The organism is Butyricimonas sp. Marseille-P2440 (genome assembly GCF_900091675.1).
Classification (GTDB): domain Bacteria; phylum Bacteroidota; class Bacteroidia; order Bacteroidales; family Marinifilaceae; genus Butyricimonas; species Butyricimonas synergistica.
In genome coordinates this window covers 487953-504670 of record NZ_LT594608.1, presented here as the reverse complement: position 1 = coordinate 504670, position 16718 = coordinate 487953, and the positions used below count along the sequence as shown (strand labels likewise).

Below are 16718 nucleotides of genomic sequence, written 5' to 3'. Positions count from 1 at the left end.
GGGTTTTCATTTTTTACAATTGAACTTTTTTCCTGATAACTGGGCGAAAATCGTGTCAAGAGCCAGTCGCTCCAGTTGAATCTCGCATAATTGCCAAGCATTGGTCACGCTGAGTTGAACAATCCGTTCGCTAATTTCTTTTGATGCGTCAAATCGCAGGCGATAACTGTACCGGTCGATTTGTTCCACGGCGTCAACATCTTCTATCGCCTCGAGAGTCTGCAATGAAGGAGCGGCTTCAAACCGGACTAATAAAGAGGATGGAGCCACGTAGTTGTTGAAGTCATCCATGCTTCCTGAGAATACAAGTTTCCCCTGTTCAATCATTTGGATATTGTTGCAGGTTGCCTGTACCTCGGATAAAATATGGGTAGATAACAATACGGCATGGTCTGTGGCAATTTCTTTTATCAAGCGGCGAATCTCGACAATTTGGTTCGGGTCAAGACCGTTTGTAGGTTCGTCCAAAACAACGAAACTCGGATTATGTACGATAGCTTGTGCGATTCCCACCCGTTGTTGATATCCCCCGGAAAGATTGCTGATCATCCGGTTGCGGAAATGCGTGATGTCGCAGCGTTCCATGGCCCGTTTGACGGCTTCGGGTATGTCTTTTGTCTGCATGAGTCGCAAGTGGGCACAATAGGTTAGGTATTCTTCCACGGTAATATCCGGGTAAAGAGGTGGTTTTTGGGGAAGGAACCCAATATGGCGTTTCGCTTCTATTGGGTTTTCCCGGAGACTGTAACCGTTAAGGTAAACCTCTCCTTCGGTCTGGTTCAGCACGCCGCAAATAATATTCATGGTTGTGGATTTTCCGGCACCGTTGGAGCCAAGTAAACCCAATACTCCTTTTTCTTTGATTTCGAAATTGATATCTTCTATTGCCCAATGTATATGATACCGGTGAGACAAATGCTCGACCTTTACAATTGAATTTTCCATGTGTTGTAATTTAAAATTTAAAACTTTCTTCTCTTGTACCACACCATGAATCCGGCGAAAGCCAGGATAAATGGAATTACTCCCAATGAAAAAGCTCTTATCCACGGGTCGGCTTTACGGGTTAGGAATATCGTGTTGTCGATGGTTTCAGGACGAGAAGTTTCTATGGGGAATTCCCCGTATGACAACCATTTAAAAGTTTCGCTGATAAAATCGAAATTAACTGCGAAAATACCGTTGCGGCTGTTTGCCAATTCCGTGTTGCTGATACAGTCGGCATCTCCCGTAATCACGATACGTTGTTCTTTATCGCCCCGTTGGCAGGTTAATGCCAGGATTGTGGGATAAGATGCTTCCTTCTCGCCGATAGCTTCGTTGACGGACAATTCCCCGTCGAGGAAGTCCGTTGTTTCCAATTCATTCCAACTGTCTTTGGGAAGAGTCATTGCGATAGGTTTGACCGTGTATCCTTTGTCTGTGTCATATTGCAGGGGGGAGGCGTCGGGCATAGCGATACAAGCTCCCCAATTTTTGACTTTAGCATAACGGGGGCTTTGTGCTGCGGCTTGATCTGTAAGGCGTGCCGTGATAACGGATGGTAGGTAATCCTGATTGCGCTGCACGAGAGTTCCGGGCATAAGTTTTACCCCGAAACGAGAGAGCAACGGGTTCATGGCTTCTTGTCGATTGGGCTCTCCAAGGATGAATAGGTTGCCACCTCGATCTATATACCTTTCCAGTCTTGCCATTTCCTCGTCGGAAAGCGGGCTGCGCATATCGGCGATAACCAGTATATTTACATCTTCCGGAATATCTTTATCTTTAATGGATAAGGTCGTGGCATCAAATCCTTGGTTGATCAACGAGTGGCGGAAATAAATACTCCGGGCAAACGTGTAATAGAAACGGTCTCCACCACTATTCACGCTACGCTCGCCATGCCCGGTAAGGAATGCCACTTTTGGGGCTGGTACTAAAAAGCGTTTCAATGCTGTCGTAATCTCTGTTTCCGATGGATGTTTCATCATATCGTTATAAAGACGCAAGGTTGCCTTTTGTCCGTTTTCGCGTTCCAGTATGCGGACGAAACGGTAGCCTTCGGATTTTAAATCGATGACTTGATCTATTTCTTCCTGTGAAAGGAACATATCGAAATCAACCTCCATGATTTTACAGATACGTTCTGCTCTTTCTTTCCCTTGCAACTCCATGAATCGGCCATCGAAAGAGGGCTCTACGGAAGGTGCGTAGTAATAAACATATTCCATCTTGATTTCCGGCTTGAAGCGCACGTATTGTTCGAAGCGTTCAAAGTCGCTTTTTAATTGGCTGGGAAGGGCACTGCCATAATTGGCGTCCAAAATATTCATGTAAGTTGTGATTTTCAGGCCTCCATCAAGATTTTTAACAACTTCTTGGCTGCCGGGAGTCAGCGTGTTTACCTTGAGGTCTGTTGCGTCATAATAAAATTTGCAGACTGGCAACGATGATAGGTATCCGATAAAAAGCGCACAACCGACAACTGTAAAGTAACGGGCGAAAGTAACAATCGAACTGCGTTTTTTCCGGGCAGCTTGCAGGCGCATGACAGAAAGTAGGATAAACAACATCACCACGATGATGAAGTACAAAACGTCCTCGCTGCATATTATTCCGGCAAGGAACTTGTAAGCGCGTCCCGAGATAGACAGCCAGTATGTGATGTCGCGCACGAGTGAAATATCTTGTCCAACTTCACCGATGAAATTCAACACGGCCAAAACAGCCAATGTTCCCATGGCGGCGACAACTTGGTAAGATGTGATGCTTGACATGAAAAGCCCTATCGCGGCGTAAGCGCACGTGAGCAAATAGAGCCCCAGTAAGCCGGTAAGGACGAAAGGCAAATCCATATTCTCTATGGTGAATGCACCGAAAACAACGTATATTAATAAGATAACTACTAGCATTGCACCGTAAATCAACATGGAAAGGTATTTGCCGAGAATAATTTGCGTTGTAGTTATCGGTGATGAATACAAAAATTTAATAGAGCCGCTGCTTAATTCCCGGCTCATTAGTCCCATGGTAATAAGCGGAATGTAAAGGTACAGGCTTTTGAGCATGGAAACGAATAACCCCGTGTACCCGGCAAATGTTTCTTTGGTAATCCCGCCCAGCCCGTATTCCAGGGCTTGGCGTTTTAATTGTCCACCGAAGTTGTCCGAAAAATTTAACCCTGCCTGAAAGGCGAAAATCACTAGGATCAGCCAAGATACAGGCGAACAGAATAGAATGCGAAGTTCTGTCTTCGCTAGTCTGAATATTGTTTTCATATATAAATGGTGTCTTTTATTTTTGAATATTTTTTCCTGACAGTTGGGCAAATGCCGTATCGAGAGAATCTCTTTCCAGTATAATCTCGTGCAGATGCCAATTGTTGGCAACACTCAATTCGATCATTTTTTTGGTAATCTCTTGTCCTGAACTGAAATGCATTCTGAATCGGGTGTCCGTGATATGCTCCACGTGAGTGATTCCCGGGATTTTTGATAAGGTGTCTATTGACGGGGGGGCTGTCATGGAAACGATAAAAGTATTAGGCTCCATATAATTGGAAAAATCGTCCATGGTGCCCGAGAAAACGATTTTCCCGTGTTCGATCATGATAATGTCGTCGCAAGTGGCTTGTACTTCCGGCAAGATGTGAGTGGAAAGCAACACGGAATGGTCTTCAGCAATCTCTTTAATTAGGTGTCGTACTTCTACGATTTGATTCGGGTCCAATCCGTTTGTCGGTTCATCAAGAATCACGAATCTTGGGTTATGCACGATAGCTTGGGCAATACCCACTCGTTGCTGGTACCCTCCGGATAAGTTTTTGATCAACCGTCTGCTGAAATGTGCTATACCGCAGCGATTCTTTGCTTTTTTCACTGCGGTTTTGACTTGATTTTTATCAACCAGACGCATCAAGGCGCAGTGAGTCAGGTATTCGTCGACCGTGAGGTCCGGATACAATGGCGGTTTCTGTGGAAGAAAACCAATATGTTTTTTAGCCTCGACCGGATTTTCCCGAAGATTGATACCATTTATATATACTTCTCCGGCTGTCTGATTAAGAACTCCGCAAATGATATTCATCGTGGTGGATTTCCCCGCCCCGTTCGAGCCGAGCAACCCGAGAGTTCCTTTGCGTTTAATTTCGAAATTGATGTCTTTAATCGCCCACTGTACGCTGTAGCGATGCGAGAGATGTTCGACTTTTACTACTGATTCTTCCATAATCTTTTTATCGTGTTATTGGATTTTCGTTTCTAATAGCAGAACACGACAAAACTGGGAAAGGATGAATCGAGGGTGCTTTTTCACGTTATTTTGACATTTCTTTTAGAATTATTTTTCTGCCAGAAATAGCAAAAGAACGTAAAAATAGTCTTTTAATATCGTTCGTAACGAATTTAGTGCGTTGTATTTTAGCGTTTTAACAGAATTGACGGAAATATTTAGGATTTCTGAGATTTCTTTGTTTTGTTTTCCTTCTAAATACATTTTAACTATTCGTGCGCTTTGCGGGGGTAGGGCGTTTACTGCATCTTCTATAATTCGATATGTTTCCTCCTCGATCAAAAGATCTTTGAAAATGACCTCTTGCTTTTCCGCTTCAGGCGAAGTATAGTCGATAGTGACCTTTCTATCCCGGATGTGATTGAAGCATAAATTCTTGACAGACACGTAAAGAAATGTTTTTAAGCTAGGAATATCTTGGTAAGCATTTCGTTTTTCCCACAGTTTGATAAACGCCTCTTGTACAATGTCTTCTGCCGCTGTTTGATCAGCGATGAATTTCGTAGCGACAATACACATAGAAGGATAAAACTCTTGAAAGAGAGTTTCAAAGGCTTTAATATCCCCATTTTTAATGTCTTCGTATGTGATTATAGCACCCATTGCATTAAACCTTCGTTTATTGCTATCATGCCATATTTTCCCGTAAAAAAAGAGAACTTTACGAAACCATCTAATTGCCAGAGGAAAAAAACATCCTATCTAAAAGTCTGTGAGATGTTTTTTTCGTATTTTTGAAATCAATAAACGAAGGTTTAATGATAGATATTTAATTATAGATTTATCATTCATATCAAACTTCCACGTACTCGCTTGGGGAGAACCGATTGGGGTTCTCGTTGCCGAAGAATAAATAGAGGTGTAGAGGGGTTCCATCCGGTTGTTTTGCCGTGGGAATTTCGATGATAATTTCGCCGTCGCCCCGGTGGGAGTTGATGCAGGTGATGAATTGCGGGGAACGGGGTTGCGTGCCGTAGAAGTAACCGATGTATACTTGGTCGGAAGTGCTTGCTTTGGGGCAATCAATATCGTTTTCCCATCGCAAGGTGACTTGCCAGCCGTCACGTTCGGCACTCGTGATCACGGGAGCATCCAGTGTCCCCATCGAGAATCGGAACGTGGGGAATGCCCATACACCTTCACCCGGGCGGAAGCAACTCCCGTTCACGGAATGGAATAGTGTGTCGCTCTTGGGAGCCCCTGTTTCTCTCGCCCACACGCTCCATATCGGCAATCCCCCGATGGCACGACGGTACATTCGCCACATTTTGCGGACTTCGGTAAAGCGGTTCGAGGATTTTTCCTCGCCTTCCGTTCTTGTTTTCTTGGGACCCCGTTTGGTTTTGCAGGTTCTTACTTGACCGCCTTGAAGAAAGTAGGTAACCCCGTCCATTCTGATCGGTCCGTTGGCGAGTAGCGCGAGAAGTAGTGGTGATGTTTTATCCATAACCTATATGAATTAAGTATTAATAGTGTATCAATTCCGGTACAATAGTACAAATAATATTGTAAATATACAATAGGTTCGCTGTAGCAACGCTGTATATATATAGCGTTGTTACAGCGAATCTACAGGGAATCTACAGCGTTTTACACGGTATTGATTCTGTATTGTTACGAAAATAAAACTAAAATAATTTATGTATTTCCCTTGTCTTGGGTTAATTTTGAATTTATTTCCTTATTTTTGTAAATAGGAAAAATAAAGTAAGAAGTTTATGGCAGAATTTGTAAATCCAATAGGAAAGATTAGGGGAAAATACGGGAACGTTATCGGTTACGTGAGGCCCGACGGGAAAAATTGTTGTAGAAGTACCTCGTTGAAACGTAAATCCGGGGGAGAACCACAAAAACGGCAGTCCATGGCGTTTGGGACTGTTGCGGGAAGAAAGCAGTGGATGATGGTGGTGATTCGGTTGGGTTTTCCCGGGGGAAACGGGTATGGCAAGGGGTTTAACGGGTTTACCGGTGCGAACGTGAAGAGCGCGGTCGTCGTGGAGAAAATAGACCCGGAAAAACCGGTGAGTAATCGTAAAAAGGCGGAGAAGGAATTCTCGGGAGTGATTGATTATGGCAAATTGCGCGTGGCGGCGGGACAGTTAGTGTCCCCGATGGTCGATGTCGAAGTTGATGCGGGGAACCGGAAGGTTGTTTTCACCCACGAGGGGATGCCCGTGGAGTCGGTTGATTGTTTCTCTGATGATAAGGTGTACGGGGTAATGCTTTCCGTGCAGAAGCGGCGTTGTCGGTTGCAAGAGTTGGGAACTCGGGGTGAATCGTTTGTTGCGAGCATGGATTTTCCCGGCAAAGCGGATGCGGACGGGCTTTTTGTTTATGTTTTCGCCGTGAGAGCTGACGGGAAAGATACTTCCGATTCGATATGCGTGTGGGAGCCGGAGGCGTGAGGGTATTTACTTGTTTCTCTGCTGATAGTATGAAAAATAGAAATTGTGTTTCGAGTGTATATTTTAGTGAATAATAAGAGGGGGCACTTTATTTCAAAATGATTGTGCCACCCCCTTTTTACCCAAAAGAACAAACCGTTTTGTCCGTTTATTTGTTCAAGGCTTTTATTTTGAACAGGATCGCCTGGTAGTGTGCTTTATCTATTTTGTTAGCAGAGGCGATTCGATTTTCCAATAAGTTTTTTACTTTGTTGAGCATGGTTATGTAGCAACTTTCGGATTCGTCGATGCTTTCGATTTCTAGTTTCTTTTGCCACTTGTAGCCGTAATCGAAATTTTGTTCCAACCGTTCGGCGATGGCAGCCTGTCCTTTTTCTTTCTCGATTTCTTTCAATTCTTTGTAATACCGCTGGGTCATGCCGGACGGGTCAAGGCGATAATCGATGATTTCGTCCAGCGAGGGGGCATAGGCATTGAAAAGCGGATCCTTACCTTCTATGATTCGTAGTGTTCCTTTCACGAGAGCCTGCATGGCGGAGCGTTGCAACATCCGGTCATTCGCGGTTAGTTTTTTGTTGTCGATGGTGTTTTTCCAGATTCCGGCATACAAGTCATCGTAGTAATCTTGTATCGTGTAAGGATCGTCTGACAGTTGGGCTGCTACCTGTACTTTGTTGGATAAGGTTTCAAATATGGTTTCTGCCATACTGGAAACGACACGGGAAGACATCTTCAGGGAAAGGCTTGCCTGTGGAGCGTTTGTCTGATTGTCCAGCCATTCGCAGTCCCGGAGTTGATTTAAGACCCAGTTGATGGAACGTTTTTGCAGGGCTTTGGGCAGGGGTTCAAAACGTTTGCCCGGCGTGCCTTCTTTTACTGCGGTCATGCGTATGCCGCCCACGTTGTACATCACGTTGCGAAGGTAACGGAAGTATTGGCTGGCTAGTTCCCCGTACAGTTCCTGCCGATGGAGGGTAGTTGCGTCGTCTTGAATCCAGTTGTTCAGGTTGGCGAAGATGTATTTCAGGTTTTTGATCCCGTATTCGCCTGCTTTAATCGGGTCGTCGCCGAGGTCTTCCTCGATGGCGGTCGGGTCGTAACGGCTCAGGATTTGTTGTTTGCCGTAACGGAAGCGGGGATCGCCGGCTTTCTCGTCCACCCATTTTTCCAGAATCTTGGCTTCTTCGGTGGAGGTCAGGTTGCCGGAGATGGGGGAGTACAACCATTTGATGGCGAATTCATCATATACGCCCAAGTCGGGAGGGGTTAATCTTACGCCTTGGTCACCCGGTTGAGCCACGTAGTTGAATCTGGCATAGTCCATGATAGACGGGGTGGTGCCGTATTTTTGGGTGAAGGTGGCTGAACGTAACGAATCGACAGGGTAGGCATTGGATGCGGACATATTGTGCATTAAACCGAGAGTGTGTCCTACCTCGTGGGCGATAACGTAGGCGATGGATTCCTTCACGATGTCGTCCGGCATTTTCTTGGTGCGGACGGAGGGATCGATATGTGCCGTTTGCACGAAACGCCAATTGTTGATTAGTTTGATGATGTTGTTGTAGACGATAACCGATGCGTTGATGATTTCCCCGGTCGTGGGGTCAACCCAAGAGGGACCCATGGCATTTTCGATGCTGAGCGGGACGTAGCGGATGCAGGAATATTTCAGGTTATCCGGGTCAAAGTCCGGGTCGTTTTTCGGGAAGTCCCGGACTTGTACGGCGTTTTTGAAACCGATTTTTTCGAATGCCTTGTTCCACCGGAGTACGCCTTCTTTTATGGGGTCTTGCCACAGTTGCGGGAAAGCGTTGTCGATGTAGTACACGATCGGCTTCTTCGGTTCTACCAGTTCGCCCCGTTCCCATGCGTTCATGTCTTTGGGTTCGAGCCGCCAACGGTTGGCTATGCTGTAAAAGTTGATTTTGTCTTCGTCCGTGGAGATATGTTGTTTCATGGTGAGGAAGATGCCCACGCGGGAGTCGGATATGCGGGCTTTCATTTTGTCTTCCGGTAGTAGCAGCACGGTGCGTACTACCCGGGCTGATACGTCGCCGCCGCCGCCGGAGAAGAACAGGAAGCGCAGGACGTAGCTGAATGACAAGTTGGATTCTATGGTCACGTTGTCGTCGAATGCCTTGATGTTGCCTAACGAGGATAGGTCTGATTTCATGTTGGAAACGACAGACAGGTATCCCAGTTGCGTGATGATGGGGGATAGTTCGGGTTCGTTGCCCATGAACATGGACGTCATGTCGAAGACCACTGCCGTGCTGTCCGGATTGTACGCGAGGACGGGGTATTTTTTGATGTACACGTCCTTGAAGCTGCTTTTGACAGCCCGGGTCAGGTTCGGGTCGGATTCGTCATATGTTACCGAGCTGGTTACGCGTTGCAGGTAGACCAGGCTGTCCTCGAGGACGAATTTCACGTGTATGGGGTCATGTCCCTTGTACCCGATGGGGCATACCGTGGGGTCACTGGATTCTGCCGGGGTGGAGGCGATCAACATTTCCCGAGTCATGTATTTTAACGGGAATTCAAAGTAGATTTTCCCCCCGAGTTTGTGTAAGGTGATGAAATTCCCTTTCGCGGTTTGGCAACCCGGTTTTTTGAGGAGTTTGTCATATTTGCTGACTTTCTTTTTTATGGAGTCTGTTTGAGTGGTTTTCTTTTTGTCCTTTCTCTTTTTTTCTCCTCCATACGCTAGGCTACATGGCACAAGAAGGGCTAGTGCCAGGATGAGTACATACAATCTTTTCATACATCCAATTTTTAAAGTTAACATTTTGTTTTTATTGTGTGATTATTTAAAAGGCTCGGATCGCTCTCACCCACCGTTTTGTTGTTTTGGAGGTGTAGGGCATACTTTTTTCGTTTGTTTTAAAGAGTACCTGGTAGGCATTTTGTGCGGTCATTTCGGAAGATGCCCACAGGTGCATATTGTTGTTATAGACGAATGGCGTTCCGCCGGCGGCAGTGACCATGGTATCGAATTGGTTTCTCCACGTGATGTTGTGTGTCCCGGCGAGTTGCTTGCATCCGGTGGCGGCGAAATAAAGTTCCTGTAATTCCTGGTAGGAGGGCAGGTACCATTCCCCGTCGGGGTTGTTGCCGTTTTTAGTGTTGTATATCCAGTGGAATATCGGGTATTTCCCGGCAAAGTCGGGGTCGTCTTTGTGGTTGCGGATGACGGTACGCGTGTTGTTTATGCCGTCGGTTTCCGATTGTACTTTTTCAAGCGCATCCGATACGCCCCACTCCCCTTCAAACATGTCGAGAGACATGATTAGACCGTGTTCTCCCCCGTGGGTGACTTTGTAGATGATGCCGATGGGATGGGTGGCATCCGGGTACGGGTCGCCGATAGCCCGCATGCTGGCTTTTTGGGTTACCATGAGGAAGCCTGGGGTTTTGCGTGAAACGACAATCACCCGTTCCGTTCGTTCCGATTTGGTGGGATTGGGCTCGGCACCCACGACCACGTAGCAGCTGTCACGGTCTGTTGTTAGCCATGAATTTTTGGAGGCGACAATTCGCCATTGGGGGTTGTCCGTGAATACTTCCACTTTTTGCGGTTCTCCGCTTGCCTCCAACGTGATGGTTTCTGTTGATAAGTCCAGCGTTTCCTCTTTGTCATCGTTACAGCTAATCATGCTACCGAGGCATAGGGTCAGGAGTAGATATATTAACTTTTTCATGTTCGTCGAATTTTAAGGTTTTCCGAATTACTTTTTTGACGTGGCTTGCAGTTCGTTCGAGAATTGCAGCGCTACTTGGTATTTGTCGAGTATGATTTCCATGTAGTGTTCCGCGTATTCGTCCACGAGTTCCTGAAATTCTTGTTCCGTGAGGTCTTTCAGGTCGTCCTCGTCCAGGTTCTCTTCCAGGAAGTCGGGGATGATTTTATTCATTTCTTTTTTCATGTTTTCCCGAAATCGATCGAGGGCTTCCCCGTACAGGAGCGTGGCTTTGAGGTAAGCGGCAAGGTCTTGCGCTTTCGTCGGGGTAGTGTATTCGTCAACGTCGGAGTATCTGCCGTCCGGGCTGGGAGCGAGGAAACCGAAGCCGTACCAGATATCGAATGCCGGGTGGGTGCCCCTCGGGTCTTTGTAATAATTGTCCAGGACACAGCCGTATATGGTATGCCCGGCTTCCGGGTCTTCCCATTCAGCCAGTTCCTCGGAGAGGGCGTAGAAATTTTCGACTTGTTCCGTCGGGTTCTTGTACAGGTGAGCCCCACAGATTTCTCCCGTGATTTCGGCTGCAAAATCATCTTGTTCGTCGGCGGTCATTCCTTGAATGTCTTCGACAGCGCCGATGGCGGTCGTCATCATTGCCGTCCATGTTTTCCCGACTCTCATGGTGGTAGAGGATGTCGTGTTGAGTATCAATTCCTTGACGAGCAGTAAACTTTTGGGATAGGCAATAGCCGGAATGGCGGGTATTACTTTTTGCTGGACAAATTTGATTGCGTCGTAAAGTTTGTCTCGGTCTGCCGACAACGTGTATTCGACGGTCTGGTTGTTCTCTTCTATCGTGTAGCATAAGTCCAATATCTCGTAATGGATGACTGAATCGCCGTATCCGGACATTCCCCTGTATTGCGAACCGATGGTGTCGTTGTAGTAGACGGAAATCCTGTTTTTTTTGTAAATATCGTAACGCAGCCCGTCTAACGGGTCGTCGCTGGGCTGGATGGCGAACCAGTCGATGTCGGCGTACGTGGGGTCTAATCTGCCGTCGTCGCTTGTGCATCCGCGGAGAAGTAGCCCCGCTAAAAGAATGTATAGTAATATATTATTTTTCATATTATGGTGTTTTTTATGGTGTTATTCTTTACTTTCCGGTTGCCGGTCTTTGCGTTCTTCGTTTTGGATCAGGGCACCCTGGTTTTCGGTGATTTCGTCTTCCGGGATCAGGAGTGTCCACCCGGAGGGTTCTTCCGAGTATTTGCCCAGTACCATGTCGTTCAAGGTGACGGCGGAACCATCCTCGTAGTAGGGGTGGCGGATACTCGTTTCGGAAGGGTATTTGGGACTGACGGCATAGCGCCGCAGGTCAAACCAGCGATGTCCTTCGAAGGTGAGTTCAAGTCGTCGTTCGGTACGGATGAAGTTTACCAAGTCTTCGCCGCTTTGAGTGATTGCACCACCGCTCTTGTCCGCGAATCGTTTTGCACGCAGGGCTTTGAGCAATTCGATGGCTTCTGCGTCTTCGCCTAGGATGGCTAAGGCTTCGGCTTTGTTTAGGTAAGCTTCGGATAGCCGGAGCCCGAAGGTGTCGGAGTATTCCCCTCCGGCAGAGGATGCCTGTTTGTTCGGGTAGTTGTAGCGGGCACCACCGAAATTACCCGATTTGAAGAATAGTTTGTTGCGTAAATCTCCCTGCACGTACAGTTTTAAGAATTCGTCCCGAACCCGGAAAAAACTACGGTACATATACATATATAGTTCGTTGGAACCGCCGAAGGAGTTGCCGCCATTGGTGAATATGGTTTCCGGTGACGTGGCGGATAACGCTTTGCCCGCGGTCACGGAATTGTAGTCGAGGAGGTGGTATTGGGGTTTCGCCATCACGGAGTCGCAATGTTTGATGCATTCGTCCCATTCGCCCATGTACAGGTACAAGCGGCTTAACAGAAGGTGGGCGGCTTCTTCCGATGCCCGAAAGGTGGTGGGCTGGTTGATGCCTTTCAGGCATATGATGGCATTTTTCAGGTCGGAGATCATTTGGTCGTAACATTCTTGCAGGGTGTTGCGGGTGAAATTGCGGTCTTCGATTTTTGCCGTTAGTTTCAACGGTATGCCCAAATCCCGCTCTGCCGTGGCTTTCGAGTAGGGTTTCGCGTAAATGTTTGTCAGGAAAAAGTAGTATCCTGCCCGGAGAAAGTGTGATTCTCCTTTGATTCGACGGTAGCCGTCGCCTTTTTCATCCTTGAAGTCATCGATTTCACTGAGGATGGTGTTCAGGCACAAGATGTGTTTATACAGGTCGCTCCACGTGTCCTCAGAGTCCGGGTTCGCTTCCCAGTTGTAGAATTTCAGGTACTGCTGCATGGAACTCATGACGGCAGTCACGGTGCGGGTGTATTCCACGTCGTCGTCCATGAGATTGAGCCATTTGCCGATGTCCCATCTGGTAGGACCGGAGAGGTAGCCGTCACCGATGAGGAGTTCATTGAAGTCGTCGGTGCTGGTGGGGTACACGGTGTCTTTCGGGTATTTGGTAAGAAAATCGTGGCAGGAGGTTAGTGCCAGCACGATGATGACCGATATGTAAAGTATTCCTGTTTTCATAGATCGTTTATTTAAAATGAAATATTCAGGTTGAAAGAATAGGTCGGGCGCAAGGACATATTGATTTGCGGTGCCGAACCATTTTGTGTAGCGGGATCTTGCCCCTTGAGTTTTTTGCTGCAGAAGGTATGCAGGTTGGTCGCCGAGAAGCTCACGTAACAGGATTTTAAACTCAGTTTGTTACACAGGTTGTCGGATAGGTTGTAGCGTAATGACAGTGACTGGATTTTGACGTAATTGCCGTTCACGACTCTCAGATCCGAGTTGTCGTACATTTGCCACAAGTCTGACGCAAAGCTGTAAGAAACTCCCGCTTCGTTTTTGGCGTTGTAGTTGTTCCACCATACTTTGTCGTGAAGCGTGTTCACGAATTCGGGTCCGGAAACGACTCCCGGGATGTCCGTGCGTAGTTCGTCGCCGGGGACTTGCCAGCGTTTCAGAAATTCCCGGCGTACATTTTCAGTCGGTCGGGGAGCGATCGTGCCATAGTTGGAAGATACGTTGGAATACATTTTTAACAAGCGTATTTTAGCACCGAAGCTGTAAGCCACGTTGATAGCCATGGTGAAACGTCGCCAGGCAAACGTGTTCTGGATTCCTCCCTGGATGTCGGGTACCCGGCTTCCGGAGTAGACCATGACTTCCTGCCACACGTCTTGGCGGTCGCTCATTTTGTTGTATCTTTCCATGAGGTCGGTTTTTTTGCCGTCGATGTAAGTGGTTTGGTCGGAACCGAAGAATGTGGGCAACCCGTTTCCTGGCTCCAGCCCGATGTATTGGTACGAGAAGAAGGAGTTGAGCGGGCGACCGGCGATGTCTGCCGAGCCATTGAGGTACATATCGTAAGTGACGGTTTGTTCAAAGGATCTGTCCTTGCGTGACCGCCGGTTTACCAGTTGGTTGATGACTTGCCCGATGTTGGGGTTGAACGTCCAGCGGAACCCGTTGATGTTGACGCTCCGGGTGTCTATGGGGGTGAAGTTCATGGATACTTCGATTCCTTGGTTGGTGATGACTCCCTGGTTTACTGTCCAAGTGTTCAGCCCGTTGATTTTGGATACGTTTTTCGTCAAGAAGGCGTCTTGTGTCCTCTTGTAAAAATAGGACACGGAGCCCCGGAGAAAATTTTTGAAGAAGGAGAAGTCGAGCGAGGCGTTGTAGGAAGCTGTCTTTTCCCATTTCAGATCCGGGTTCGGGTAGTTTTGCACGGTAGAGTAGTATTCTTTCCATGTGTCTTGTATGCCTTCTTTGCGGATCACGAGTTTTGCCGAGGCGTTGTCCAGCATATTTCCCTGGTAGCCGAAAGAAGCTCTTAAGTCTAGGGTATTGATCCAATTGGCTTTTGACAGGATACTTTCTTTGATGTTCCAGCGTCCGGATACCGACCAGATGGGTGCCAGTTTCTCGTTTGCCCGCGAACCGAAACGGTTGGAGGCGTCTATCCGGATGTTGGTATTCAGGGAATACATATTTTTGTAGCTATAAGAGATTGTGCCGTAGAAGGAAGCGACGTTGGTCAGTTTATCTGCCCATTCGCCCATTGCAGCCGAGGTCTTGCCTCTCCATTTCATGAAATCTTCGTATTGGCTCCAATCGGTGATTTCTGCCATCTTTTTCCCCCTTTCCCGCAGGTAGCCCCGGTAGGTTTGATTGAGCCCGTAGTATTGGGTGGAAGATATTTCTCCCCCGGCGGAAGCGGAGATCAGGTGAATTTGTTCGGAGTCGATGAATTTATTGAAATCCAGTTGTGTCCGTACGACGTAGGAGTATTTTTCGGAATTCTGGTAAATGAGTTCTCCCCCGAATGGCAGTACATTTTGGATTTGCAGGGATTTGGCGTAGAATGATTTCTCGCCGTGCCAGGTTTCCTGGGTGGTGTTTGCCGTGGAGTACGAACCGGTGACAGAGGCTTTCAACGGATCGAGGATTTTGTAGTCTACCGTTGCCCGGATGGTCATGCCCGTTGCCCGGATGTCCTGTGAGGTGTTGGCGACGTCCTCGAGGATATTGAAGTCGACGGGTTGGTTGTTTGACGTGTAACGCTGGTAGTACCATAATTCGTCATTCTCGTTGTAGACGGGGAGTGCCCGTGTGGTGTTGTAAGCGTACGTGGTGACGCCGACGTCCCCCGGTGTGTATTTCCGTTTACTGGCGTCAGCGGTGATTCCCATGCGGAAGGTGAATTTGTTGTAGTTTGCCGTCAGGTTGATGTTTGCCGTGTAGCTTTTGTTGTTTTCGCCTTTTATGCTTCCGCTGGCGTCGCTGAAACCGACAGAGGCGTAGTATCTCAGACTGCTACTTCCCCCGGAAATGCTTAGTGTATGTTTGTGCGTGAAGGAGTTGCGCATGAGCAGGTCAAACCAGTCTGTGTTCACGGACTCGTAGTACCCGACTTCTTTCTGCATTTCCTCGAAGGATATTTTGTTTTCCCAATAGTCCCGGAGGGGTTTCTCGTATCCCATCCAAGTCTGCAAATCCCCGAAAGGAGCCCTCTTTTCGATGAGTTCCCGGGAATAAGCGATTCTCTCGCGGGAGTTCATCATATTCACGCTGTTGTCCCCGTAGTGCGGGCGGCGCATGAAGCTTCCCGATAAGGAGTACGAGATGGTGGGCGGTCCGGGTTTGCCTTTTTTGGTCGTGATTACGATTACCCCGTTGGCGGCACGTGCCCCGTAAAGTGCGGTTGCCGAGGCGTCTTTCAATACGTCGATTTGTTCGATGTCTTCCGGGTTGAGCCCGGATATGGCATTGCCGACCAAATTGACGAAGTCCAGGTCATTGATCTGTTCCGGATCGACATCCACGGGGTTCTCCTGTACGATACCGTCGATGACCCACACGGGTTCCTGGGAACCGAGCACGGTGGACGTTCCCCGAATGCGGATGCGGGGGGTAGCCCCGATCTGACCGGAGTTTTGCATGAAGGTCATGCCGGGAATGTAGCCTTCCAGCATCTGGTCGATGGATTGCAATCCAGCGACAACGATGTCCGAGGCTTTGATGGATTGTATGGCACTGGTGGTCTTGCGAAGGTCGATTTGCTGGTAACCGGTGTTCACGATGACTTCGTCCAGCATTGCCGATGATTCTTTCATCACTACGTTTATGGTGTCTTTGCCCGTGTATTTGATTTCCCGGGTTTCCATTCCGATGAAGGAGTAGACTAGGGTGATAGAATCCAGTTTCGGAAGTACGATCTGATACCACCCGTTGATGTCGGTAGAGGTGCCCATTTGACCGGATTTCAGGCGAACAGTCACGCCTGCCAGAGGCTGCTTTTGCTGATCCGTTACTTTTCCCACGATGCGGATTTCTTTCTTACCTTCCGGTTCGGTGGGTTTTTCGCGAATGATTACCACGTTATCATCCCACTGGTATTCCAGACCGAATCCGGGTAGGAGTTCGTCCAGTATCTGTTTGAGTTCTTTGTTTTTGGCAACGAGGTTGACTGTACCCTTGCTTTTGATGAGGTTGTGATTGTACAAAAAATCACATTTTGCCTGTTTCCCGAGTTCTTTGAATACGGCGGTCAAGGATACATTCTGCATATTCGCGTTGATTACCGCTCGTTGAGAGAAGACGTTTGCTTGTACTGTCATAAATGTACAACATAAAATGATCCATGCGAATTTCATAAAGATTAACATTTTACGCAACGAAATCCAAGGTATGGTTTTCGTTCCCATTCGTTTTTTTTCCATAAATTTGTAATTGAATAGTTATACATGTTACACCTATT

11 protein-coding genes are annotated in these 16718 nt (G+C 47.5%); 1 reads left to right on the top strand and 10 read right to left on the bottom strand.

What is annotated here, in order from left to right; translation table 11 throughout:
• Window positions 1–6: 6 nt before the first annotated feature.
• The 5 genes from BN8899_RS05745 to BN8899_RS05725 form a co-directional block, all read right to left on the bottom strand.
• Complete coding sequence (locus tag BN8899_RS05745; protein WP_065218668.1) at window positions 7–945, bottom strand: ABC transporter ATP-binding protein; 939 nt, start codon at window positions 943–945, stop codon at window positions 7–9.
• 17 nt (window positions 946–962) lie between these two features.
• Window positions 963–3260 carry a Gldg family protein gene (locus BN8899_RS05740; RefSeq protein ID WP_065218667.1) on the bottom strand — a complete coding sequence of 766 codons (2298 nt, stop codon included), beginning with the start codon at window positions 3258–3260 and terminating at the stop codon, window positions 963–965.
• 16 nt (window positions 3261–3276) lie between these two features.
• Window positions 3277–4209 carry an ABC transporter ATP-binding protein gene (locus BN8899_RS05735; RefSeq protein ID WP_065218666.1) on the bottom strand — a complete coding sequence of 311 codons (933 nt, stop codon included), beginning with the start codon at window positions 4207–4209 and terminating at the stop codon, window positions 3277–3279.
• 111 nt (window positions 4210–4320) lie between these two features.
• Window positions 4321–4875 (bottom strand): RNA polymerase sigma factor, encoded by a 555-nt coding sequence (locus BN8899_RS05730; RefSeq protein WP_018339371.1) that lies wholly within the window; start codon window positions 4873–4875, stop codon window positions 4321–4323.
• A 190-nt stretch (window positions 4876–5065) separates the two neighbouring features.
• Window positions 5066–5719 (bottom strand): hypothetical protein, encoded by a 654-nt coding sequence (locus tag BN8899_RS05725; protein ID WP_231932276.1) that lies wholly within the window; start codon window positions 5717–5719, stop codon window positions 5066–5068.
• Window positions 5720–5990: 271 nt separating this feature from the next.
• Here BN8899_RS05725 and BN8899_RS05720 point away from each other — a divergent pair, with 271 nt between their 5' ends.
• Window positions 5991–6677, top strand: a complete 687-nt coding sequence (locus BN8899_RS05720) for a hypothetical protein (RefSeq protein WP_065218664.1) — start codon at window positions 5991–5993, stop codon at window positions 6675–6677.
• A gap of 148 nt (window positions 6678–6825) precedes the next feature.
• Here BN8899_RS05720 and BN8899_RS05715 read toward each other — a convergent pair whose 3' ends face one another.
• From BN8899_RS05715 to BN8899_RS05695, 5 genes are read right to left on the bottom strand one after another with little or no spacing between them, the layout of a single operon-like run.
• Window positions 6826–9444 (bottom strand): zinc-dependent metalloprotease, encoded by a 2619-nt coding sequence (locus BN8899_RS05715; RefSeq protein WP_018339368.1) that lies wholly within the window; start codon window positions 9442–9444, stop codon window positions 6826–6828.
• Between the two features lie 46 nt (window positions 9445–9490).
• Window positions 9491–10381: a BACON domain-containing protein gene (locus tag BN8899_RS05710; protein WP_018339367.1), complete on the bottom strand. Its 891-nt coding sequence runs from the start codon at window positions 10379–10381 to the stop codon at window positions 9491–9493.
• A gap of 27 nt (window positions 10382–10408) precedes the next feature.
• Complete coding sequence (locus tag BN8899_RS05705; protein ID WP_065218663.1) at window positions 10409–11491, bottom strand: hypothetical protein; 1083 nt, start codon at window positions 11489–11491, stop codon at window positions 10409–10411.
• A gap of 21 nt (window positions 11492–11512) precedes the next feature.
• Complete coding sequence (locus BN8899_RS05700; RefSeq protein WP_065218662.1) at window positions 11513–12979, bottom strand: RagB/SusD family nutrient uptake outer membrane protein; 1467 nt, start codon at window positions 12977–12979, stop codon at window positions 11513–11515.
• Window positions 12980–12990: 11 nt separating this feature from the next.
• Complete coding sequence (locus BN8899_RS05695) at window positions 12991–16680, bottom strand: SusC/RagA family TonB-linked outer membrane protein (RefSeq protein WP_231932275.1); 3690 nt, start codon at window positions 16678–16680, stop codon at window positions 12991–12993.
• Between the last annotated feature and the right edge of the window lie 38 nt (window positions 16681–16718).